This is a genomic window from Nocardia sp. NPDC087230 (assembly GCF_044744725.1).
Lineage (GTDB): Bacteria > Actinomycetota > Actinomycetes > Mycobacteriales > Mycobacteriaceae > Nocardia > Nocardia canadensis.
The window spans coordinates 223,627-246,128 of record NZ_JBIUYV010000004.1 but is presented as its reverse complement, the minus strand read 5'-3'; the positions used below and the strand labels follow the sequence as shown (position 1 = coordinate 246,128).

18 protein-coding genes are annotated in these 22,502 nt (G+C 71.4%); 5 read left to right on the top strand and 13 right to left on the bottom strand.

Annotated elements, in window-relative coordinates:
• The first annotated feature begins 15 nt into the window (after positions 1-15).
• On the top strand, positions 16-966 hold the full coding sequence (locus ACIO52_RS16765; RefSeq protein ID WP_218721458.1) for a D-isomer specific 2-hydroxyacid dehydrogenase family protein: 951 nt from the start codon (positions 16-18) through the stop codon (positions 964-966).
• Here the strand turns inward: ACIO52_RS16765 and ACIO52_RS16760 are convergent.
• The 3 genes from ACIO52_RS16760 to ACIO52_RS16750 are packed head-to-tail and all read right to left on the bottom strand — an operon-like array spanning position 960 to position 4,842.
• Complete coding sequence (locus ACIO52_RS16760; RefSeq protein ID WP_402644745.1) at positions 960-3,701, bottom strand: ATP-binding protein; 2,742 nt, start codon at positions 3,699-3,701, stop codon at positions 960-962. The two genes, ACIO52_RS16765 and ACIO52_RS16760, sit on opposite strands and share 7 nt — an antisense overlap.
• A 53-nt stretch (positions 3,702-3,754) precedes the next feature.
• Positions 3,755-4,552: a DUF5602 domain-containing protein gene (locus tag ACIO52_RS16755; RefSeq protein ID WP_316573874.1), complete on the bottom strand. Its 798-nt coding sequence runs from the start codon at positions 4,550-4,552 to the stop codon at positions 3,755-3,757.
• A 5-nt stretch (positions 4,553-4,557) separates the two neighbouring features.
• Positions 4,558-4,842 carry a hypothetical protein gene (locus ACIO52_RS16750; protein WP_218721461.1) on the bottom strand — a complete coding sequence of 95 codons (285 nt, stop codon included), beginning with the start codon at positions 4,840-4,842 and terminating at the stop codon, positions 4,558-4,560.
• A 183-nt stretch (positions 4,843-5,025) separates the two neighbouring features.
• Here ACIO52_RS16750 and ACIO52_RS16745 point away from each other — a divergent pair, with 183 nt between their 5' ends.
• The 3 genes from ACIO52_RS16745 to ACIO52_RS16735 are packed head-to-tail and all read left to right on the top strand — an operon-like array spanning position 5,026 to position 7,583.
• Complete coding sequence (locus tag ACIO52_RS16745) at positions 5,026-5,760, top strand: ESX secretion-associated protein EspG (RefSeq protein ID WP_402644740.1); 735 nt, start codon at positions 5,026-5,028, stop codon at positions 5,758-5,760.
• A 36-nt stretch (positions 5,761-5,796) separates the two neighbouring features.
• Positions 5,797-6,168, top strand: coding sequence for a hypothetical protein (locus ACIO52_RS16740; protein ID WP_218721463.1), 372 nt, complete (start codon positions 5,797-5,799; stop codon positions 6,166-6,168).
• Entirely contained in the window at positions 6,168-7,583 is a 1,416-nt protein-coding gene (locus ACIO52_RS16735; protein WP_402644737.1) for a hypothetical protein, read from the top strand. The genes ACIO52_RS16740 and ACIO52_RS16735 overlap by 1 nt, the downstream gene beginning before the upstream one ends.
• A gap of 330 nt (positions 7,584-7,913) precedes the next feature.
• Here the strand turns inward: ACIO52_RS16735 and proB are convergent, their stop codons facing one another.
• From proB to ACIO52_RS16690, 9 genes are all read right to left on the bottom strand, one after another.
• Complete coding sequence (proB, locus tag ACIO52_RS16730; RefSeq protein ID WP_374104918.1) at positions 7,914-9,029, bottom strand: glutamate 5-kinase; 1,116 nt, start codon at positions 9,027-9,029, stop codon at positions 7,914-7,916.
• Between the two features lie 129 nt (positions 9,030-9,158).
• Positions 9,159-10,613 carry a GTPase ObgE gene (gene obgE, locus ACIO52_RS16725; protein ID WP_218721465.1) on the bottom strand — a complete coding sequence of 485 codons (1,455 nt, stop codon included), beginning with the start codon at positions 10,611-10,613 and terminating at the stop codon, positions 9,159-9,161.
• A gap of 121 nt (positions 10,614-10,734) precedes the next feature.
• The gene (gene rpmA, locus ACIO52_RS16720) at positions 10,735-11,001 is read right to left on the bottom strand and encodes a 50S ribosomal protein L27 (protein WP_022567181.1); all 267 of its coding nucleotides are present in this window, start codon (positions 10,999-11,001) and stop codon (positions 10,735-10,737) included.
• Positions 11,002-11,023: 22 nt separating this feature from the next.
• Complete coding sequence (rplU, locus tag ACIO52_RS16715) at positions 11,024-11,335, bottom strand: 50S ribosomal protein L21 (RefSeq protein ID WP_110039506.1); 312 nt, start codon at positions 11,333-11,335, stop codon at positions 11,024-11,026.
• 265 nt (positions 11,336-11,600) lie between these two features.
• Positions 11,601-14,750: a translation initiation factor IF-2 N-terminal domain-containing protein gene (locus ACIO52_RS16710; protein WP_402644731.1), complete on the bottom strand. Its 3,150-nt coding sequence runs from the start codon at positions 14,748-14,750 to the stop codon at positions 11,601-11,603.
• Between the two features lie 566 nt (positions 14,751-15,316).
• Entirely contained in the window at positions 15,317-15,733 is a 417-nt protein-coding gene (gene ndk / locus ACIO52_RS16705) for a nucleoside-diphosphate kinase (protein ID WP_218721467.1), read from the bottom strand.
• 9 nt (positions 15,734-15,742) lie between these two features.
• Positions 15,743-16,180, bottom strand: a complete 438-nt coding sequence (locus ACIO52_RS16700; protein WP_218721468.1) for a DUF4233 domain-containing protein — start codon at positions 16,178-16,180, stop codon at positions 15,743-15,745.
• Positions 16,177-17,547 carry a folylpolyglutamate synthase/dihydrofolate synthase family protein gene (locus ACIO52_RS16695; RefSeq protein WP_218721558.1) on the bottom strand — a complete coding sequence of 457 codons (1,371 nt, stop codon included), beginning with the start codon at positions 17,545-17,547 and terminating at the stop codon, positions 16,177-16,179. The genes ACIO52_RS16700 and ACIO52_RS16695 overlap by 4 nt, the downstream gene beginning before the upstream one ends.
• Positions 17,548-17,633: 86 nt before the next feature.
• Positions 17,634-20,312: a valine--tRNA ligase gene (locus tag ACIO52_RS16690; protein ID WP_402644727.1), complete on the bottom strand. Its 2,679-nt coding sequence runs from the start codon at positions 20,310-20,312 to the stop codon at positions 17,634-17,636.
• A 311-nt stretch (positions 20,313-20,623) separates the two neighbouring features.
• Here ACIO52_RS16690 and ACIO52_RS16685 point away from each other — a divergent pair, with 311 nt between their 5' ends.
• On the top strand, positions 20,624-21,325 hold the full coding sequence (locus tag ACIO52_RS16685; RefSeq protein ID WP_308248662.1) for an AAA family ATPase: 702 nt from the start codon (positions 20,624-20,626) through the stop codon (positions 21,323-21,325).
• 177 nt (positions 21,326-21,502) lie between these two features.
• Here the strand turns inward: ACIO52_RS16685 and ACIO52_RS16680 are convergent, their stop codons facing one another.
• Positions 21,503-22,453 carry a YegS/Rv2252/BmrU family lipid kinase gene (locus tag ACIO52_RS16680; protein ID WP_402644724.1) on the bottom strand — a complete coding sequence of 317 codons (951 nt, stop codon included), beginning with the start codon at positions 22,451-22,453 and terminating at the stop codon, positions 21,503-21,505.
• Positions 22,454-22,502: the final 49 nt, after the last annotated feature.

The following is a 22,502-nucleotide window of genomic DNA, read 5'->3' as shown; positions in this document are numbered from 1 at the left end:
CTCCAGGAGGTCTCCGTGCAGGAATCCGCGACCACGATCGCGCTCGGCCCGGACCCGCAGGCATCCCGACTGCTCGAGAAAGCGGTCGTGGGGGCGGGCGCCCAGGTCGGCGAGCTCGCCGACGCGGAGGCACTGATCTGGACCGGCAAGCCCACTGACTTCCCGGCGACGCTGCCGCCCGCGGTGCGCTGGGTCCAGCTGCCCGCGGCGGGGATCGAGGACTACTTCGACGCCGATGTCTTCGCCACGCACCCCGACGTGCTGTTCACCTCGGCGGCGGGCGCGTTCTCGCACAGTGTCGCCGAGCACGCGCTGATGCTGCTGCTGGCCGGGGTCCGCTACCTGCCCGAGCACCTGCGGGCGACCTCGTGGCAGCAGCGCGAGTTCTTCCCGCACGTCGGCTCGTTGCGCGGGAAGACCGTGACCATCGTGGGCGCGGGCGGGATCGGGCGGGCGCTGATCCCGATGCTGGTGCCGCTGGGTGCGCACGTGATCGCGGTGAACCGCTCCGGCACGCCGGTGACGGGCACGGGCATTCCCGACGGGATGGAGACGCTGCCCGCCGATCAGCTGGGCCGGGTGTGGTCGCATACCGACCACGTGGTGATCGCGGCGCCGGCGACCGCGCAGACCCGGCACCTGGTCGGCGCCGACGAACTGGCCAGGCTCAAGCCCTCGTCGTGGGTGATCAATGTGGCGCGCGGCAGCCTGGTCGACACCGACGCGCTGGTCGACGCGCTGACCCGCGGGGTGATCGGGGGCGCGGGCCTGGATGTCACCGAGCCCGAGCCGCTGCCGGACGGGCATCCGCTGTGGACGTTGCCGAACGCGATCATCACCCCGCACGATTCGAATCCGCCGCAGCTGCGCCTGGCGGCGTTCGCCGATCATGTCGCCGCGAATGTCGCCCGGTTCGTCGCGGGCGCGCCGCTGCTGGCGATCGTCGAACCGCGACGCGGCTATTGAGCGATCCGGCCGCGTGACACCCAGGCCGCGATCTGGCTGCGCTTGGCGAAGCCGAGTTTGGTGAGAATGTGCTGGACGTGGTTCTGCGCGGTGCGTTCCGACAGCACCAGCGCGGCGGCGATCTCGCGATTGGTGAGGCCGCGGGCCACCAGGTCGGCGACCTCGCGTTCCCGCGGAGTCAGGGTGGCGCACGCGTTCTCGTGGGCGGTGAGCACACGCAGCCGCTCGATCCAGGGCTCCATGCCGAGCGATACGGCTACCGGCAGGGCGGCCACCGCGAGCGCGACCGCGTCGGCGGTGGCGCCGCGGGCGAACAGTAGTTCGGCGCGTTCGCAGTCGGCTTCGACGGCGAATCCGGGCGCGCCCATCGTCCGCGCGGTGTGCCCCGCCGAGCGCAGGTCGGCGCACGCCGTGTCCGGGTCATCCAGGGCGGCAGCGAATTTCCCCAGCCACAGGGTGGTCGGGCCGAGATAGTGGGCGTTCCCGCCACCGCCGGTGATGTGCCCGTCGCGATAGCGCGTCAGCCGCGCACGAAAGTAGGCGACATCGTCGCGCAGGCCGAGCGCGGCGGCCACCGCGCCGCCGACGGCGAGCACATTGAGCAGGAAATACGGTGGCACCGGCCACTTCTCGGGTCGGCCGAGGCCGCGATAGAGCGGTTCGGCTTCGGCGATCAGGCCGCTGTCGACCAGCGGGAAGGCGGTACCGAGGGCGGCGAACAGCAGGTTGCGGACCTCGCCGCGCATCGGGGCGTGTGGCAGGACCAAGGCGTGCGGGTCGTGACCGGTGTGATGGCCGACGACGGCGCGCAGCGCCCGGAACGCGCCCTCCCCGGCGGGATGGCCCAGCGTGCTCGCCAGAGTGTGGGCCCGGGCCGCTCGATCGAGCGCGTGCGCGAATTCACCGCGGGCCTGCGCCAGCGCCGCTTCGGCGACCAGCAGATGCCACCGCGACATGGGACCGCCGGTGTGCTCGGCGCACCAGGTCAGACAGGACAGCTCCCCGGTGATCTCGCCCAGATCGCCCCGCTCCCACAGCGCGTCGAGGCGCCACAACCTGCCCCACATCTCCACGGCCGGATCGCGCGCGAGTTCCCCCGCCGCGATCATGCGGGCAGCCAGGACGCCGTGTTCGTCCCGATGGTCGGGACCGCTGCAGGCGAGCTGACGCGCCCGCAGCGCCGCCGCGAGAACGGCGGGATCGTCACCGCGATCGGCCGAGACCAGGGCGGCCCTGCTGGATTCGTCCACGCCGTCGAGCCTGCCGAGGTAGATCGCGGTCTCGGTGGCACGGGCCAGCAGGCGCGCGCGCAGGGGCTCGGGCAGGTCGTCGGCGGCGAGTGCCTCGGCGCAGGCGTCGGCGATGTCGCGATCCCAGCCGCGATCCCCGATCGGTTCGAGCACCAGCGCGGCTTCGGCCTGCAACGCCGGTTCCCCGGCCTTGCGGGCCAGCGCCTCCGCGGCCGCGCAATCGGCGCGGGCGGCGATCAGGTCACCGGCCCGGACCGCGGCGAGGGCGCGCTGGAGCACCAGCCTGCCCCGGTCGACCGGATCGAGCGCGGCGGCATGGGTCAGGGCCAGCCCGTACAGCCGCACCGCCTCCTCGAAGGCCAGCTCACGCAGGGCCACCTCCGCCGCGCGCCGCGCCCAGCGGACGGCGGGCTCGTGCGCCCCGGCCACCGCCGCGTTGGCCCAGTGCCAGGCCAGTGCGGCCGAATTCGCCTCGACCGCATCGGGATACAGCGCCTCGATCGCCAGCGCCGCACGTTGATGCAACACCACCCGCTGCTGTAGGGACAGCCCGTCGAGCAGGGTCGCGCGCACCAGCGCGTGCGCGAACCGCACCGTGCCCGGTTCCGCGGCGGTGGCCAGCAGGCCCGCCTCGATCGCCTCGTCGACGGCGGCGAGACAGTCCACCGCCGGACGGGCGACCAGCCGGGCGGCGACCGCGATCGAGAACTGCTCGCCCAGGATCGACGCCGCCCGCAGCAGCTCCTGCGCCCGGTTCGACCGCGGCGCCATCCGGCCGCGCACCACCTCACGCAGACTCGTCGGCAGGCGCAGCGCGCCGTCGGTGGAACCGCGCATCGAACGACCCAGCTCGCGCAGGTAGAAGGGGTTGCCGCCGGTCATGTCGAAGGCTTCGCCTGCCAGCTCGTCGGGGAGCTCGCGGCCGGCCTCCAGCCGCAGGCAGCGCGCCGAATCGGCCGGCGAGAGCCCGCGCAACAGCAGCGACGCGGTCACCGGTTCACGCAACAGCTCCGGTTTGATCGCGGGCCAGCCGCCGTCGGTCGCGCCGGTGCGTTCGGTGGCGCACACCATGATCCGGCGCTCGCGTAGCGCCCGCACCACGTAGAGCAGCGCCTGCAGCGACGGTTCGTCGGCCCAGTGGATGTCGTCGATCACCAGCAGCACGCCGGTGTCGGTGCCGTCGAGACCGGCGGCGAAGCCCTCGAACAGCGCGATCCGGTCGGCGCCGGGCACGGGCGTCCCGGTGCCGAGGGCCTGGCGCCACAACCAGAAGGGCGGAGTGTCGGGGAGTTCGAGGGCGCGCGCCCACAGGGTGCGCACCCCGCGATCGCGGGCGCGTCCGGCCAGTTCGGCGACCAGCCGGGTCTTGCCGACACCCGCCTCCCCCGAGCAGATCACCAGGTGGGGCGCGCCGTGGACCGCGTCGTCGAGCCGGGCCAGCAGATCGGCCAGTTCCGCCTCGCGTCCGATGAGCTCGGTGATCACGCCGCACCTCCGAGTATCAGAGCATACTCGCAGGTGAGGGCCCTACAGAAGGGTCAGGAGGCGGTGCGCTCGGTGAGCCCACCGACCGTGACGACGTACTCCTTGGCCTTGTCGTCGTAGCTGATCGAATAGGTAGTCGGGTACCGGGTGGAGCGCTGGTAGGCCTGCGGCTGCGGAATGTCCCCGGTGAACGACGGCTTGGTGAGCAGCCACTCTCTGGTGAACATGGGCTCGGTGAAGATGTACTGGCCGTCCCACGCGCCGTTGATCAGGGTCTGGGTGAACTCGCCCGGCGCGACCGGCTTGCTCATGTCGACCCAGTGCACGCCCATCGCCGGCACCGCCTGCACCTCGATCGGTTCGGGCAGTGTGCTGCTGTCGGCCGGCATGTACTTCGAGTCCGGGCTGTGCGCCGCCTTCGTCAGGAACTCCGGATCCTGCGGGTCGATCGCGGCCACCGCGGCGGCGTCGACGAAATAGAAGTGGGCGTCGAAGTGCGGCTTGTCGAACATGCCGATCGGCGGGTGGCCGTGCGGCACCCAGTCGAACGTGAGGTGGTTGATCACCGTGCCCGACGCTTCCTCGGGCAGGGCCAGCGGCGGGCTGGCCGGTGGCGGACCTTCCGGCATGGCGGCGGGCATCGGCAGGCCCTCCAGCGCCGCCTCCTGGATCCGCAGGCCGACCTCGGTCGGGGTGCCGGAACCGTCGGTGGTCACGAAGGTGCGGATCTGGCCGTTGCCCAGCGCGCGTTCGTCGCCGTAGTAGGTCTTGTCGGCATCGTCGCCGCAGGCCGCGGCGGTGGCCAGGACGAGCAGGGCCGCCAGCGCGGCGGTGAGGCTTCGCGTGCGCATCTCACTCACCCCTGGGCCACGGTCTCGACGGCGGCCTCGAAGGCGCGCACCCGGGCATCGGGACCGGGACGGATGCCGACCCTGTCGAGGGCGGGGAAGAGCCGCTCGGCGGCGAACCGGTCGGCGGCGTCGGCCGACTCCCAGATGTCGACGACGGTCAGCGCGCCGTCGCATTCGCCGACGAAGTGCCACAGATTGCCCGCGACCGGTTCCGGTCCGAGCGCCTCGTGCACCGTCCGGTACTGCGCGAGCCCCACCCCGGGGCTCTCGGTGATGTGGACGTAGGTCATGGCTCCTCCATTCGACGGATCTGTCCCGAAGGTAGGAGCCCCAGTGGCGAGAAGCGTCCGCCGAAATACTCATCTGGCTACTCAGAGCACCGAAGTTTCCATTCGGACGGATGAACGATGCGCCGGAATCGGACACGACGGTTAGGCTGTCCTCGTCCTGGTTCGGTAAGGATGGGATCGGCAATGGGATGGACCTTCAGCGCTGACGAATTCGCGCACGTGTGGCGGGAATCCGGTCAGGACCGAATGCCCTTCCCGATCCGGGTGCTCGAATCACCGCGCACCGAGGACGAGGCCGCCCGATTACGCGCCGACCTCGACCATCGACTACCCGGCGGCGGCGACCCCGACCTCGCCGCCTGCCTGCGGATCATCGCCGCACCACACGCCAGGATCGTGCTCGTCGGCGGCGCGCACACCCCCGGCAGCGAGATCCGGCTGCTCGCCTGCGCGGTCTACGACCATGCCGTGCTCGTCGTCCAGGAACCGGGTTCCCGACCCGATTTCGGTGGTCGCGTGCGGGTTTCGATCGGGCACACCGCCGGGATCGGCGCTCGCGTCGCCGCCTGCCTGCCCGATACCCCGCCCGGCCGCGAACCCGCGCGCGAGGCCGCCGCCGACGCCGTTCGCGACGAGGAGACCGTGGTCGCCGCGCATCCCGCCGTCCCCCGGATCCAGCGCCTGCTGCGGCGTCCGCACACCGCCGAGGGACACATCCGCATCGAAACCGGGCTCGACCGCGCCGCGCCGACCCCGCCGGTGCACTACAGCTGGATCGATGTGGCCGGGGACGGGCGCTACCTGCTGCGCGCGGGAGAAACGGTGCACGTCGTGCCCGCCGCGACCGGTCAGCTGGCCGCCCAGCTCCAGCGCAGGCTGGTTCCTGCGCACAGTTCCACCACCCGAAGGTCCGGCTAGCCTGGACGCCGACGCACGATCTGGAGGGGAGACGCGATGACGATCGAGAGCAGCAGAGCCGAGATCTCCCGGTTCCGCAGCGCCGCCGCGGCGGGCACCGTGAAGTTCGATCCCGATGCCGCGCGCCGCTGCGCCGACCTCTACGAACAGCAGGCCGACCGGCTCGCCCAGCTCCGTCAGCGCCTCGAATACGCCGGTGCGGCGGGCGGATTCGGTGGTTTCGTCTCCGCGCAGCAGTTGCAGGCCGGGTTCGCCCACAAGGCCCGCGACGCCGCCGAACTGCTCGACCACTACATCGAGGCCGCCTACCGGATGAAGGAGGCCTTCCTGCTCAGCGCCGGTCTGCTCGACGAGGCCGACGCGGCCGCGGCCACCGCGCTGCGCGCGGTCGACCCGAGGCGGCGCTGATGGGCGGCACGGACCCCACCTACATCAGTGCGATGGAGCATTTCGAGTCCATGCCGCACGAGCAGATCTACACCCGAACCCAGCAGATCGATGCGGGCGAGATCCTCGACAGCTCGCTCGCCTGGCTGGAGAGTGCCGCCGCGCTGACCACGACCATGCCGCTGACCAGGTCCAACGTCGACCGCGTCCTCGACGAGACCGGGTGGGAGGGTGCCGCCGCCGACGCCGCTTTCGCCAGCACCCGCGCCTTCGCCGACTCGATCGGCGAGCTCGCGGCGGTCTTCGGCGAGGTCGGCGCCCGCCTCGGTGGGGTCGCGGCGGCCGCGGAGGCGGTGAAGCTCGCGGTCGTCGCGCCCGGCGGTTCCGGGCCGATCGGCACCATCGCGCGGTTGCTCGAAGCCGCCCATGTCATCGACGCGCAGATGGCGGCGGAAGCGTTGCGCCAGGAGGCCGTGCTGGCGATGAACATGATCTACAAGCCCGCGTATTCGCTGGCCGGGACCGGTGTGCCCGCCTTGCCCGCGCCGCCGGGATCGGAGTCGTCCAGCGGGCACGGACGCGACGGGTCGTCCCCGGAGCTCCCGCAACCCGCCGCACCACAAGGTGATTCGCCCCAAAACGGTTCGACGCCAGAGACCGGCACGACCGACCCGGGCTCCGGTAACGGGGCAGGCTCGGCGCCGAGCCAGGACCCGGCCCCGGCTACCGAATCTCCACAGCCGGAAACCACTCCCGTGCCGTCGAGCGAGACACCCGCTCCCCCGACTTCGGGCAGCCCCGCCCCGACGGAAGAATCCGAGCGACCGGCACCGCCGACGACCGATCAACCGGCGCCTTCCGCACCGACTTCGGAACAGCCTGCGCCGCAACCAGAACCCTCCACCCCTGCACCGCAGACCACCGCACCCACGGCGGAACAGCCCACCCCCGAACCGGAGCCCGCGCCGCCGACGCCCGAACCAGCGCCGACATCCGAACACCCCGCACCGCAGCCTCCGGCGCCCACGACCGAACAGCCCGCGCCCCAACCGGAACCCGCGGCCCCCGCACCCGAGCCAGCGCCGCAAGCGCCGGCGCCCACCTCGGAACACCCCGCACCCCAACCGGAGACCGCGGCCCCCGCACCAGCGCCGCAGCCACCCGCGCCGACTTCGGAACGGCCGCAACCGGAGTCACCCGCGCCGCCGAGCCCCGCGCCGGAAGTGCCGGTACCGCAGCAGGTTCCGCGGGCGCCGGAGCCGCACGCGGGTATCGGGGTGCCGCCGGTACCCGGTGGGCCGGTCGATCCGGGTGGGCAGCCGGGGGTGACCGGGCCGATCCCGGAGACAGCCGGCCCACAGCCGCAGCCCGTGACGCCGCCGCCCGCACCACCGCTGGATCTGGATCAGCCGGGCGTCATTCCGCCGCGACGGTAGTCGCGGCGGCGTGGCCGCCGATGCCACCGCACAGCCACGATCGCGACGGGGCGGGACCGGGGCCGCTCGGTGCCACCCGCCTCCGTGGCCCGCGAGTGAGCCTTCCCGGCTGTTCCCCGCCCCTGGGTCGGGTCGGGCTGCTCGCCCACGCCTGGCAGTGCGGGAGGACGAGTTCGGCCCGAAGGGGGTCGGGCAAACCCGCCCGCTACGGACGAACCGCCGCGTCGTCGTGGAGCGCGGCGGCTGGTAGCGGGTGCGAACCCGGAGCACCTCGACCTCGGGTCGCGAAAGGTCTACCCGTGGCGGTGTTTCCGGTGCCGGCGTCCGGGATCAGACCTTGACCAGGTCGTCGGCGTGGATGACCGGGCGCTGCATGGTGTCGGGGAGTTCGGTGGTGGAGCGGCCGAGCATGGTGGTCAGTTCGGTGCTGTCGTATTCGACGACGCCGCGGGCGACCACCCGGTTGTCGGGGCTGACCAGGTCGACGACATCGCCGCCGAAGAAGCGGCCGCGGACGCCGGTGATGCCCGCCGCGAGCAGGGAGCGGCGCTCGGCGACGGCTTCCACGGCGCCCGCGTCGATGAGGACCGAGCCACGGGTATCGGCGGCGTGCCGGACCCAGAACTTGCGGCCGGACAGGCGGACCGGGCGGGCGGCGAAGGCGGTGCCGACGGTGCCGTCGGCCAGCGCGGTCGCGGCGTCGGCGGCCGAGGCGAGCAGGACGGGGATGCCCGCGTCGGCGGCGAGGCGGGCGGCGGACAGCTTGGAGGCCATGCCGCCGGTGCCGAGCGCGCCCCCGCTGCCGGCGATCACGCCGTCGAGGTCGGCGCTGCTGCGCACCTCGGGGATGAAGTTCGCGGCGCCCTTGCGCGGGTCACCGTCGTAGAGGCCGGACACATCCGAGAGCAGGATCAGCGCGTCGGCGCCGACCAGGTGCGCCACCAGGGCGGCGAGGCGGTCGTTGTCGCCGAAGCGGATCTCCTCCGTGGCGACGGTGTCGTTCTCGTTGACCACGGCGATCGCGCCGAGCGAGCGTAGTCGGTCCAGGGTGCGCTGGGCATTGCGGTGGTGCTCGCGGCGGGCGAAGTCGTCGGCGGAGAGCAGCACCTGGCCGACGGTGCGGTCGTAGCGGGCGAACGAGGTGCCCCAGGCGTGCGCGAGGGCCAGCTGGCCCACACTCGCCGCGGCCTGCTTGGTGGCCAGGTCCTTGGGCCTGCGCGACAGGCCAAGCGGCGCGATGCCCGCGCCGATCGCACCGGAGGACACCACGACCACGTCCGAACCGGCCCGCATCCGCGCCTCCACGGCGTCGGCCAGCCGATCGAGCCGGTCGGTGTCCAGACCGCCCTCGAGGCTGGTCAGCGCCGACGAACCGATCTTCACCACCACCGCGCGCGCCGACACGATGGCCTGGCGCGCCGCACTCAGCTCCGAACTCACCTGCATAGCCTTACTCCCTGCACCGCGATCACCGTCGTCGACGGTCCCAGCTCATGCCGGTGACCCACCGCAGTATGCCGATCGAACGACCGTGACCGACACCGGTTTTCGACCGGCGCCGACACGGCCGGACCCCTACTTCCCGTCTTCGTCGAGCAAGCCACGACGCGCACGCGAGGCGAGCTTGCGCTCGGCCGCGCCGATGCGGTCGTTGTTCTCCAGCCGGATGTCGGTACCGCGGCCGGTCGGCACGATGTCGACACCGGCGGATACCTGCGGCTCCCACTCGAACGACACATCGCCGATCGTCACCGAACACCCCGGCTCGGCACCCTGCTTGACCAGCTCGGCCTCGACGCCGAGGCGGGCCAGCCGGTCGGCCAGATAGCCGACGGCTTCGTCGTTGTCGAACTGGGTCTGGCGCACCCAGCGCTCCGGCCGGGTACCGCGCACGATGAAGCCACCCGGCTCCTGCGGATCCGCGATCACGCTGAACCCGGACTCGTCGGTCGCGATCGGACGGATCACCGTGCGCTTCGGCGCGGCCTTCGGGTGATCTTCGCGATACTGGCGGACCATATCGGCCAGCGCGAAGGTCAGCGGACGCAGGCCGGCGCGGCTCACCGCGGAGATCTCGAACACCGGCCAGCCGCGTTCGGTGAACTCCGGCGTCACCATCTCGGCCAGTTCGGCGGCGTCGGGAACGTCGGTCTTGTTCAGGATGACCACGCGGGGCCGGTCGGCCAGGTCGCCGAGGCTCGCGTCACCGGCCAGGGCCGGTTTGTACGCGGCCAGTTCGGCCTCGAGCGCGTCGACGTCGGAGACCGGGTCGCGGCCCGGTTCCAGGGTCGCGCAGTCGACGACGTGGGCCAGTACCGCGCAGCGCTCCAGATGGCGCAGGAAGTCCAGGCCGAGGCCACGACCGTCGCTGGCGCCGGGAATCAGACCCGGCACGTCGGCGACGGTGAAGGTGGTGTCGCCGCTGGCGACCACGCCCAGGTTCGGGACCAGCGTGGTGAACGGGTAGTCGGCGATCTTGGGCTTGGCGGCCGAGAGCACCGAGACCAGCGAGGACTTGCCCGCCGACGGGAACCCGACCAGGCCGACGTCGGCGACCGACTTCAGCTCCAGGACCAGGTCGAGCTCTTCGCCCTCTTCCCCGAGCAGTGCGAAACCGGGCGCCTTGCGCGCCTTGGACGCCAGCGAGGCGTTGCCGAGACCGCCGCGGCCGCCCTTGGCGACCACGAACTTGTTGCCGACGCCGACCAGGTCGACGACGACCTCGCCGTCGGCATCGACGACCACGGTGCCGTCGGGCACCTTGAGCACCAGGTCGGTGCCCATCTTGCCGTCGCGGTTGCCGCCCTCGCCGGGCTTGCCGTTGCCGGCCTTGGCGTGCGGATGGAAATGGAAGTCGAGCAGGGTGTGGACGTTCGGGTCGACCTCGAGGATCACATCCCCGCCGTTGCCGCCGTTGCCACCGTCGGGACCACCGAGCGGCTTGAACTTCTCACGATGCACCGAGGCGCAACCGTGTCCACCTCTACCGGCACGAACATGCAGCACGACGCGGTCGATGAATTTGGACATGGGTTGATCCTCCTCCTTCTGACTGGTCGATTGCGGTAAGGGTGAGCGAACACGACGGAGCGGGTCAGGGAAACAACCCTGACCCGCTCCGGTGTCCGTGGGGAGCTGACGCTCCAGGCGGTCAGGCCTGGGCCGGCTCCGGGACGACGATGTTGACGGTCTTGCGGCCACGCTTGGTGCCGAACTCGACCGCGCCCGCCGCGAGGGCGAACAGGGTGTCGTCGCCGCCACGACCGACGTTCACGCCGGGGTGGAAGTGGGTTCCGCGCTGACGGACGAGGATCTCGCCCGCGCTGACCTTCTGGCCACCGAAGCGCTTCACGCCGAGGCGCTGGGCGTTCGAATCACGACCGTTCCGGGAGCTGGATGCACCCTTCTTATGTGCCATTGCTTCGTCTCCTCGGGATGTCTTACTTGATGCCGGTGACCTTGATGACCGTCAGCGGCTGACGGTGACCCTGGCGCTTGTGGTAGCCGGTCTTGTTCTTGAACTTGTGGATCCGGATCTTCGGGCCCTTGGTCTGATCGACGACCTCGGCGGCCACGGAGATCTTGGCCAGCTTGTCGGCGTCGGTGGTCAGATCGGCGCCGTCGACGACGAGAACCGGGGTCAGGGCCACGGCGGTGCCGGGCTCACCCTCGATCTTCTCGACCTTCACCAGGTCACCGACCGCGACCTTGTACTGCTTTCCGCCGGTCTTGACGATTGCGTACGCTGCCATCGGTCGGCTTCCTCCACTCACGTTGGTCGTGCTCGTTTCACGTCACAGCTGCGCGACGCGTGTTCTTGACTGGGGCTCATTCCCGCGAACGGGGAGAGCAACGGTCACTTGCCTGCGGAATCACCCTGCCGTTCGGCTAGGTGCCCAATCGCGGGGCAGCGACCGACCTAGGTTACCAGACCGGTATCCACTCCCCCAATTCGGCCGGTCAGGGCCGAATCGAGGGCCTGCGCGCGAGGAGTGCTCCCCGCGCGCAGGCGGCCTCCTAGTTCGATTCGGGCGCGGGTGCGCCCGCCGGCCTGCCCACCGCGCGACGGCGCGGCTTGCGGGCCGGGACGACGACCGGCTCGGCGGCGAAGTCCACGACGGCCGCGGCGGGGGGCTGCTCGCTCGTCGACAGGACGAACACCGCGCCCGCGCTGTCGGGGGCGGGTGCCGCCGTCGAGCGGGCCACGCGGCGCCTGCGCGGTGCGCGAGCAGCGGGCTCCTCCACGACCGGCTCGGGTTCGGGCTCGGCCTGTTCGGGCTCCGGCTCGACGGCGGTCTCCGCCACGACGGGCTCCGGCTCGGCAACAGGCTCGGCGACCGGGGCCGCCTCCTCGTCCGCCGCGACGGGCTCGGCCGGGATGACCCCGGTGAGCGCGGGACTGTCGACCGCCGACTCGGCCTGAGCGGCAGCGCCCCGGCTCGACCGGCGCGACCGGGACCGCGACCGCGACCGGGTCGGCTCGGCGGGCGCCTCCGCGGGGGCCGCGGTCTCGGCCACGACCTCCTCGACGGGCTCGCCGTCCTCACCGTGGTGGGCGGCCATCGCGAGCGCGACCGGGTGGGCCCGCTTGACCGCGATGTCCTCCTCACCGTGCTCGGCGGCGGGCGCCGTCCCGTTGGTCGCCGGAGCGGCCGCGGCGGCGGGCTTGTCCTGGGTCTTGTCCTTGCCGCGACGACGACGCGACGAGCCTTCCTTGGCCCGGTTGCCCGAGTCGTCGGCACCGGACCCGGCGTCGACCGGATAGGAGTGCACGAGGATGCCGCGCCCGTGGCAGTGCTCGCAGGTCGTCGAGAACGCCTCTACCAGTCCGGTGCCGAGCTTCTTGCGGGTCATCTGGACCAGGCCGAGCGAGGTCACCTCCGACACCTGGTGCCGGGTGCGATCGCGGCCCAGCGCCTCGGTGAGCCGGCGCAGCACCAGGTCACGGTTGGATTCGAGCACCATGTCGATGAAGTCGACGACGATCATGCCGCCGATGTCGCGCAGCCGCATCTGGCGCACGATCTCCTCGGCCGCCTCCAAGTTGTTCTTGGTGACCGTCTCCTCCAGGTTCGACGAACCCGACCCGGTGAACTTGCCGGTGTTCACGTCGACGACGGTCATCGCCTCGGTGCGGTCGATCACCAGCGTGCCGCCCGAGGGCAGCCACACCTTGCGATCGAGCGCCTTGGCCAGCTGCTCGTCGATGCGGAAGGCGTCGAACACGTCGACACCGTTGTTCTCGTGCCGGTTCACCCGCGGCAGCAGGTCCGGCGCGACGGTGCGCACGTAGGTCTCGACCGTGCTCCAGGCCCGCTCGCCCTCGATGACCAGCTTGGCGAAGTCCTCGTTGAACAGATCGCGGATGACCTTGACCAGCATGTCGGGCTCTTCGTAGAGAGCCTTGGGCGCGTTGGACTCCTTGGCGGCGGCCTCTTCGATGGTGCGCCAGGTGGCCTGCAGCCGCTCGACGTCGCGAGCCAGCTCGGGCTCGCTGACACCCTCGGACGCGGTGCGGATGATCACACCGGCGTCGGCGGGCACGATCTCGCGCAGGATCTCCTTGAGGCGCTTGCGCTCGGTGTCGGGCAGCTTGCGGCTGATCCCGGTGGAGGTGCCGCCCGGCACGTACACCAGGAAGCGGCCCGCGAGCGAGATCTGAGTGGTCAGACGGGCGCCCTTGTGACCCACCGGGTCCTTGGACACCTGCACCAGCACCTGATCGCCGGGCTTGAGCGCCTGCTCGATCTTGCGCTCCTTGCCGCCCAGACCGGCGGCGTCCCAGTTCACCTCACCGGCGTAGAGCACGCCGTTGCGGCCGCGGCCGATGTCGATGAACGCGGCCTCCATGCTCGGCAGCACGTTCTGCACCTTGCCGAGGTAGACATTGCCCACCATCGACGCCTGGCCGGAACTGGTCACGAAGTGCTCGACCAGGATGTTGTCCTCGAGCACCGCCACCTGGGTGGTGATCTGGTGACCCGGCGCGTGCTCGGCGGCGTCGAACGACTTCTCCCGCACGACCATCACCCGGTCGACCGCCTCGCGGCGGGCCAGGAACTCCGACTCGGTCAGGATCGGCGGACGACGGCGACCGGCCTCGCGGCCGTCGCGGCGGCGCTGACGCTTGGCCTCGAGCCGGGTGGATCCGGAGATGCCCTGCACCTCGTCGGACGCGGCCCGGCCACGGCTCTTGTTGCGCGGCTCGCGCTCGTGCACGACGGTGTTCGGCGGATCGTCCTCCGACGACGCGTCGGCATCGCCGCCCTCCCCGCCGACCTTGCGGCGGCGACGACGGCGGCGGCGCCGGCTCGCGCCCTCGGGCTGGGTGTCGTCCTCGTCGTCGGAGTCGGCGTCGGTGTCCTCGGCCTGCTGCTCGGCTTCGTCGGTGGCGGCCTCGGACGACGCGGCGGGCTCGTCGTCGGTGTCGTGCTCGGCGCCCTCGGTGTCGGTGTCGTCGCCGTCGGCGGACTGCTCGCCCCGGCCCCGGCCGCGGCCACGACGGCCCCGGCGACGGCGGCGCGGCTGCCCGTCGGCGTCGTGGTCGCCGGTGTCCCCGGCGGCGTCGGACTCGTCCTCGACCGGCTCGGCCTCGGCCTCGATCTCCTCGACCGGCTCCTCGGTCCGCTTGACGGTCCGCTCGGCGCGGCGGCGCTTGCGCGCCTCCTCGGCGGCGGTGGCGTCCGGCGGCAGGAACAGCGGCGCGGTGAAGGCGGGCGCCTCGAAGCTGACCGGCTCGACCACCGCCGGTTCCTCGACCGGGCGGTGGGTGAACAGACCGGTGTGCGCGTCGTCGGCCATGGCGGCGAAGACTTCGTCGGTCCGCGCGACCTCGGGTGCCGAGAACATCGGCGCGGGCGCGGTGGTCGTGTCGGCCGGCTGCTCGGCGACGGGGGCGGTCGACGGCGGGGTCGCCGTCGCGGGGGTGGATGCCGGGGATTCGCCGGTATCGGCGTCAGCGGCGGCGATCGCGTCGCGCACGGTCTCGGCGACCGCGCGATCCACATTCGATTGGACGCTGCGCGCCTCGGCCCCCAGTTCGGCCAGTTTGGCCAGGATGCGTTTGCTGGTCACTCCCAACCGCTTGGCCAGTGCATGAACTCGAATTCGCTCCGGCAATTGATCGGCATCCTGTTGTGTTGTGTCCAGCGGCTCTGTATCGGCCACGAAGTCTCCTCGGGCCCCCGGGCGCGTCCTTCCCCGGTACGGGAGTGACGCGGCCGACGCGGGGGCATCGTCCGTGCACCTCGTACCCGATGGTACGAGGGTCATCTGGTCTCGCCCCGCGTGTCCGGTCGCACCTCGATCGATCTTCTGGCGGGCCAACCGGTCACGCGGCGCCTGGCTGTGCGGCGTGACTCCGCGTTCCGAGCGCTCATCCAGCGTGCCTGCGCGGGCAACCCCAGCAACAGGGTCGTCCGTGGCAGCGATGATCGGCATCCAACCGCGGTGTCATCCGGTCATGTCCGTCACCGCCGTCGCGTACCTGCGCGACAGGCTGTCACCAACCGCCCTGTTCGAGCATCGGTGACGAACACATCCATAGTCAGTATCCCATACGGTTCGCGCGGGGATCGCCATCGGCGCAACTCCCGCGAACCTCGGCCGCTCGAGCTCGTCGCGTCCACACCGGACGCGACGAGCGAGTACAGCGCGTTCAGGCAGCATCCGAAACTGCCTGACCGGGCGCCCTGCGTGGTTACGCTGCGCTACCGCCTCCGGGCGCTGACCGTTCAGGCAGGGAATTCGGGGAACCAGAGCGCGATCTCGCGCTTGGCGGACTCGGGCGAGTCGGAACCGTGAACGAGGTTGAACTGGGTCTCCAGGCCGAAGTCGCCACGGATGGTGCCCGGGGTGGCCTTCTCGACCGGATCGGTGCCGCCGGCGAGCTGACGGAAGGCCGCGATCGCGCGCGGACCGGACAAGACGGCCGCGACGACGGGGCCCGAGGTGATGAACTCGATCAGCGAGCCGAAGAAGGGGCGCTCGGCGTGCTCGGCGTAGTGCTCCTCGGCGAGCTCGGTCGACACGTTCTTCAGCTCCAGCGCCTCGAGGGTCAGGCCCTTGCGCTCGATACGGGCCAGCACCTCGCCGACGAGGCCACGGGAGACGCCGTCCGGCTTGATGAGTACCAAAGTCTGCTCAGTCACGGCGTCACTCTAACCGGCGTCGCCGCCCGGAGCCGAACTCGTGTCAGTTCGGCCACCCATTCGTTGACTGGGCAGTAGCCCCGCGTCCATCCGGCGCTGCACGTCCGAGCGCAGCACGAGGATGAACGCCCACACCGCGACGAACACCAGCCCGATGATCCCGATCGACAGGTGGATGAACGTGCCCGCCAGCAGCAGCACCTGCAGGCCGAGGTTGAACGGGATCGCCCACGGCTTCCGCTGCACGCCCGCGCCGAGGATCATCAGCAGCGCGAGCGCCACCAGGTAGGTGCCGGAGAACCAGGTGACCCCGCCGCCGACGTCGGCGACCACCGGCAGCGCCAGCAGCACCACGATGGCCTCGAGGACCAGGGTGCCCGCCATCACCCCGCGCAGACCCTTCCACGGGTCGGTGGCCGGGGGTGGAACCTCACTCGTGCTGCTCATGCCGGAGCCTTTCCGAACAGGGCGCGCGCGGCGCCCGCGGTCACCACCGAGCCCGTGACGACAACGCCTGCGCCCGAGATCACGTCACCGTCGTCGCCGGCCTGCTCGGCCAGGGCGATCGCCGACTCCAGCGCGTCGGGCAGGGTCTCGGCGGTGATCACCCGCTCGTCGCCGAAGCGCTGCACGGCCAGGTCGGCGAGCGCGTCGACGTCCATCGCCCGTGGCGAACCGTTGCTGGTGACCACGATCTCGTCGAAGACCGGTTCCAGCGCGTCGAGGATGCCCGCCGCGTCCTTGTCCGCGAGCACGGCGACGACGCCGACCAGCTTGCGGAAGTCGAACTCGGTGGTGAGGGTGTTCGCCAGCGCCGTCGCCCCCGCCGGATTGTGCGCCGCGTCGACGAAGATGGTCGGCGCGTTGCGCATCCGCTCCATCCGGCCCGGGCTGGCCGCGCTCGCGAAGCCCGCGCGCACGGCCTCGATGTCGAGCTGGCGATCCGCGCCCGCGCCGAAGAACGCCTCCACCGCGGCCAGCGCGAGCGAGGCGTTGCGGGCCTGGTGCTCGCCGTGCAGCGGCAGGAAGATCTCGTCGTAGACGCCACCGAGCCCCTGCAGCGTCAGCAGCTGGCCGCCGACCGCGACGGCCCGCTCCAGCACCCGGAACTCCGCGCCCTCGCGGGCGACCGCGGCGTCGGCCTCGACGGCGCGACGCAGCAGCACGTCCATCACCTCGGGCTCCTGCTCGGCGATCACCGCGACGGTGTCGACCGGGATCAGCGCCTCGGGGGCGCGCTTGATGATCCCGGCCTTCTCCCCCGCGATCGAGGCGAGGTCGGGGCCGAGGTACTCGGTGTGGTCCAGGCCGATCGGGGTGATCACCGCGACCTGCCCGTCGATCACATTGGTGGCGTCCCAGGTACCACCCATGCCGGTCTCCACGACGGCCACGTCGACCGGCGCCTCGGCGAAGGCGGCGAAGGCCATGCCGGTGAGCACCTCGAACTTGCTCATCGCCGGGCCGCCGGCCGCCTCGGACTGCTGGTCGATCATCGCGATGTAGGGCTCGAGCTCGCGGAAGGTCTCCACGTACCGGGCGGGGCTGATCGGCGCGTTGTCGACGCTGATCCGCTCGGTCGCCAGTTGCAGGTGCGGGCTGGTGATCCGGCCGGTGCGCCGGTGCAGCGCGGTGAGCAGGGCATCGATCATCCGGGTCACCGAGGTCTTGCCGTTGGTGCCCGCGACGTGGATCGCCGGATAGTTGCGCTGCGGGTTGCCCAGCAGATCCATCAGCGTGCTGATCCTGGTCAGCGACGGCTCGATCTTGGTCTCGGGCCAGCGCTTGTCCAGCTCGGCCTCGACCAGCGCCATCTCGGCCAGGTCGACGGGCGACGGTCCGGCGCCGAGCGGAGCCCGGCGGTGGTCGTCGGCCTCGTACTGCGGCTCCGGCTCGTCGTTCACTTGCCGCTCAGCTCCGCCAGCCGGGCACCGATGCGCGCGACTTCGGCCGCGGCCACATCCCGACGCCCGGTGATCTTGTCGACGACCTGCTGCGGCGCCTTGGCCAGGAACGCCTCGTTGCCGAGCTTGGCCGTGGTGGTGTCGAGGTCCTTCTGCGCGACCGCGAGGTCCTTCTCCAGCCTGCGGCGTTCGGCGTCGAGGTCGATCGCGCCGGAGGTGTCGAGCTGCACGGTGACCGTCGCACCGGACAGGCGGACCTGCACCTCGGCGGTGGTGGCGAAATCGTCACCGGGCTCGGTCAGCCGGGCCAGGTTGGCCACCGAGCCGGTGAACTCGCCGAGCCCGGCCTCGTCGAGGCCCACCAGCGTGGCCTTCACCTTCTGCTTGTCGGCCAGGCCCTGGTCGCTGCGGAAGCGGCGGATCTCGGTGATCAGGCGCTGCGCGTCGGCGACCCGCTGCGCGGCCACGGTGTCGGTGGCCACGCCGCCGGCAGTCGGCCACGGGGCGACGACCACCGATTCGCCGCCGGTCAGCGCCTTCCACAGGGTCTCGGTGACGAACGGGATCACCGGGTGCAGCAGACGCAGCACCGCGTCGAGCACCGTGCCGAGCACCACCGCGGTGCTCTCGGCGCGGGCGTCGGACTCGGCGAACTGGACCTTGGACAGTTCCAGGTACCAGTCGCACAGCTCGTCCCAGGCGAAGTGGTACAGCGCCTCGCAGGCCTTGCCGAACTCGTAGGCGTCGAAGGCGGCGTCCACTTCGGCGCGCACCTCGTCGAGCCGGTCGACGATCCAGCGGTCGGTGTCGGTCAGCGTCTCGCGCGGCGGCAGCTCACCCGAGCGAGCGCCGTTCATCAGCGCGAATTTGGTGGCGTTGAACAGCTTGGTGACGAAGCTGCGCGAGGCCAGCGCGTGCGGTTCGCCGACCGAGAGGTCACCGCCCGGCTGGGCGCCACGGGCCAGGGTGAAGCGCAACGCGTCGGCGCCGTAGGAGTTGATCCAGTCCAGCGGGTCGATGCCGTTGCCGCGCGACTTCGACATCTTCTTGCCGTGCTGGTCGCGGATCAGGCCGTGCAGGAAGACGTCCTCGAACGGCACCTGCTTCTGCCCGCCCTTGCCGACGGTGAGCGCCGGGTCGTCGCTGACGAACATGCCGAACATCATCATCCGGGCCACCCAGAAGAACAGGATGTCGTAGCCGGTGACGAGCACGCTGGTCGGATAGAACTTCGCCAGCTCCGGGGTGGCCTCGGGCCAGCCCATCGTGGAGAACGGCCACAGGCCCGAGGAGAACCAGGTGTCGAGCACGTCGGGGTCCTGCACCCAGCCCTCGGGCGCTTCCTCATCGGGTCCGAGGCAGACGATCTCGCCTTCGGGGCCGTACCAGATCGGAATGCGATGGCCCCACCACAGCTGCCGCGAGATGCACCAGTCGTGCATGTTGTCGACCCAATCGAACCAGCGCGGTTCCTGGCTGGCGGGGTGGATCTTCACGTCGCCGTCGCGGACGGCGTCGCCCGCGGCCTTGGCCAGCGACTCGACCTTGACCCACCACTGCATGGACAGGCGCGGCTCGATCGGCTCGCCGGAACGCTCGGAGTGGCCGACGCTGTGCACGTAGGGCCGCTTCTCGGCGACCACGCGCCCCTCGGCGGCCAGGCGCTCGCGCACCTTCACGCGGGCCTCGAAGCGGTCCATGCCGTCGAATTCGGTTCCGGTGCCGGTGATCCGGCCGCCCTCGTCCATGATCGTCGGCATCGGCAGGTTGTGCCGCAGGCCCATCTCGAAGTCGTTGGGGTCGTGCGCGGGGGTGATCTTCACCGCGCCGGTGCCGAACTCCGGGTCGACGTAGTCGTCGGCGATGATCGGGATCTGGCTGCCGGTGATCGGGTGGTAGACGGTGGTGCCGATCATCGCGGCGTAGCGCGGATCGTCGGGGTGCACGGCCACGGCGGTGTCACCGAGCATCGTCTCGACCCGGGTGGTGGCCACCACGACGTGCGGTTCGTTGTCGTCGAGCGAGCCGTAGCGCAGCGAGACGAGCTCGCCCTCGACGTCCTTGTAGTCCACCTCGAGATCGGAGATGCCGGTCTTCAGCACCGGCGACCAGTTCACCAGGCGCTCGGCCCGGTAGATCAGCCCCGCGTCGTACATGCGCTTGAAGATGGTGCGGACGGCGCGCGAGAGGCCCTCGTCCATGGTGAACCGGTCGCGGCTCCAGTCGACGCCGTCGCCGAGCGCGCGCATCTGCCACTGGATCGCGCCGCCGGACTCGCGCTTCCAGTCCCACACCTTGTCGATGAACAGCTCGCGGCCGAAGTCCTCTTTGGTCTTGCCGTCGGCGGCGAGCTGCTTCTCCACCACGGTCTGGGTCGCGATGCCCGCGTGGTCCATGCCGGGCAGCCACAGCACCTCGTAGCCCTGCATCCGCTTGCGGCGGGTGAGGGTGTCCATGAGGGTGTGGTCGAGGGCGTGGCCCATGTGCAGGGTGCCGGTGACGTTCGGCGGTGGCAGCACGATCGAGTAGGCGGGCTTGCCGCTGGTCGCGTCGGCGCCGAAGTATCCGGCGGCTACCCAGCCCTCGTACAGGTCGGCCTCTACCTCGCCGGGGTTCCAGCTCTTGGGCAGGGCATCGGCACGATTACGCGAGTTGTCTGGGGCTGCGCTGGTCACCCACCAATCCTAAGGGGCCCCGGCAAAGCTATTGACGCCCCCCGCCACAGCGTGGCACCGCCGAAAAAACAGAGACGGAATCTTCGGTGGATGAGGGACACCGAAGACTCCGTCTACCCCTGTGATACTACCGGCGATTCGGCGTGGCCAGGGGAATCCATAGGCAATTCTCAGTTTCTGGTTGCCGCGCGAGTAACTCTTGTTCCCAGGACCCAACGACACGCGGAAGTCGTTGTGAGCCAAGCTGCTTTGGCGAAGATCGGGGAAATCCCCGATTGCCGAATTGTCCGTTTTACCGGAGTCTGGAGAGGGTGACGCCCCCGCTCGATTCCGCCGCATCTCCCCCGCCCCGCGCCGCGCGCATCCGGACCGTCCGTCCGACCGCGCTGCTCGACCTCCGCGCGGGCGAGGTCGACGAGCTCCAGTACCCCGCTGCCAGCGTCTTGGTCTTCGCCGGTGTGCCCGGCGCGGGCAAATCCACTGCGCTACACCGGTTCTTCGCCGCCGGACCAGAGGCCGAGCAGCCGGTGCGCGCGGCCTCGGGCGCGCTGGTGCTCGATTCCCAGCACACCCGCAACCGGCTCCGGCACCGGCTCGGCCTGCTGCCCTACCCGCTGTGGCGGCCGCTGGTGCATCTCGCGCACTACCGCGCCATCCGCCGCGCGCTGCGCACCGCCGACGGACCGGTGGCCATCCACGACTGCGCCACCTTCGGCTGGAGCCGCAGGCTGATCGCGCGCTGGGCCCGCGAGGAGCACCGGGAACTGCACATGGTGCTGATCGATGTGCCCGCGACGCAGGCCAGACACGGGCAGATCACCCGGGGCAGACGGGTCAACGGGGTGGCGTTCACCGCGCACTGCCGCCGGTGGGAGCAGCTGATGAGCGCCCTCGGCGCGCGCGGCGACGGCCCGCTCCGCCCGGTCTCGGAACCGCTGGAGTCGGCGTCGGTGGTGATCGTCGACCGCCCGGCCCTCAGCGCGGTCACCCGCGTCACCTTCGACGCCGCCTGAGCCGCCATCCGCCGCCTGTGCCGAGTTGCCGGCCGTCGCCCTGGCGCGCGTCGAGCACCGGTGCGAACAACCCGATCACCCGCGGCCCGGCACGCGCGACGGCGCAGCCCGACCGCGGGTACGCGGCAGACCACGCTGTCAGCACGCGTCCGGGGCAGCAGGGCGGGCCGCGCCTGCCTAGGGAACCAGGATCGTCAGCGCGCCCGGCATCGCCTGCACGGTGACCGGCAGCATCCCGGCCGGCTCGCCGTCGGCCGTGGCGTAGCCGCCGTCGGCGCTGACGGTGATCCGGCGCGCGCGGTAGCGCTTGGTCGACGGATGATCGATGCGCTTGCCCGCCGACAGCGCGGGTAGCAGCCGCGCCATCTCGAGCCGGGAGACGGCGCCGACCACCGTGATGTCGAGGTAGCCGTCGTCGGCGAGTGCGTCCGGGCACACCAGCATGCCGCCGCCGTAGGTGCGGGTGTTGCCGATCGGGGCCATCACCGCATCGGTGTGCACGACCGTGTGCTCGCCCTCGGGATTGTCGAGCGCGCCGGGCGCCAGCCCCGACAGCTCGATCGTGAACGGCAGCGTGTAGCCGCGCATCAGCTCGGCCACCGCGGCCACGGTGTAGCGCAGCGGGCCGCGCGGGTAGCGCATCTTGTTGGCGCGCAGGGTGACCCGTGCGTCGAATCCGGTGCCGACGACGGTGGCGAACCAGGTGGGCGTCGCGTACGTCGACTCGATCCGGCCGAGGTCGAGGTGTCGGACCCGGCCGCGCAGCACGATGTCGATGGCCGCCGCCGGATCACCGGTGGGGATACCGAGTTCCCTGGCCAGGTCGTTGCCGGTGCCCGCCGGCACCAGACCCAGTGGCACCGTACTGTGCGCGACCGCGGCCAGCAGCACGTTCATCAGCCCGTCGCCGCCGACGCAGATCACCGCGTCGGGCCTGCGCAGCTCGCTGGTGACAGCCGCTCTGACCTGCTCGACCGATTCGGCCGCGCTGGGCGCCCGCACCTCGGCCACCTCGACGCCCTGGGTCAGCAGCCGCTCCAGCACCGCCTCGGCGACGCCGTCGCCCCGCCCCGCCCCCGAGTACGGGTTCGTGACGACGAGGACCCGCCGCACCGTGAGTTCGCTCACGACGCCACCTCTCGCGAACGCGCGCTGCGCCTACGGTTCACTCGCCAAA

Coding starts and splice junctions, on each gene's coding strand:
- ACIO52_RS16745 (WP_402644740.1), top strand. CDS start 5,026: ATGGGATGGACCTTCAGCGCTGACGAATTCGCGCACGTGTGGCGGGAA.
- obgE (WP_218721465.1), bottom strand. CDS start 10,613: ATGTCCAAATTCATCGACCGCGTCGTGCTGCATGTTCGTGCCGGTAGA.
- rpmA (WP_022567181.1), bottom strand. CDS start 11,001: ATGGCACATAAGAAGGGTGCATCCAGCTCCCGGAACGGTCGTGATTCG.
- ACIO52_RS16695 (WP_218721558.1), bottom strand. CDS start 17,547: ATGGCGCTGGTCGAGGCCGAGCTGGACAAGCGCTGGCCCGAGACCAAG.
- ACIO52_RS16740 (WP_218721463.1), top strand. CDS start 5,797: ATGACGATCGAGAGCAGCAGAGCCGAGATCTCCCGGTTCCGCAGCGCC.
- proB (WP_374104918.1), bottom strand. CDS start 9,029: ATGCAGGTGAGTTCGGAGCTGAGTGCGGCGCGCCAGGCCATCGTGTCG.
- rplU (WP_110039506.1), bottom strand. CDS start 11,335: ATGGCAGCGTACGCAATCGTCAAGACCGGCGGAAAGCAGTACAAGGTC.
- ACIO52_RS16735 (WP_402644737.1), top strand. CDS start 6,168: ATGGGCGGCACGGACCCCACCTACATCAGTGCGATGGAGCATTTCGAG.
- ACIO52_RS16755 (WP_316573874.1), bottom strand. CDS start 4,552: ATGCGCACGCGAAGCCTCACCGCCGCGCTGGCGGCCCTGCTCGTCCTG.
- ACIO52_RS16750 (WP_218721461.1), bottom strand. CDS start 4,842: ATGACCTACGTCCACATCACCGAGAGCCCCGGGGTGGGGCTCGCGCAG.
- ACIO52_RS16700 (WP_218721468.1), bottom strand. CDS start 16,180: ATGAGCAGCACGAGTGAGGTTCCACCCCCGGCCACCGACCCGTGGAAG.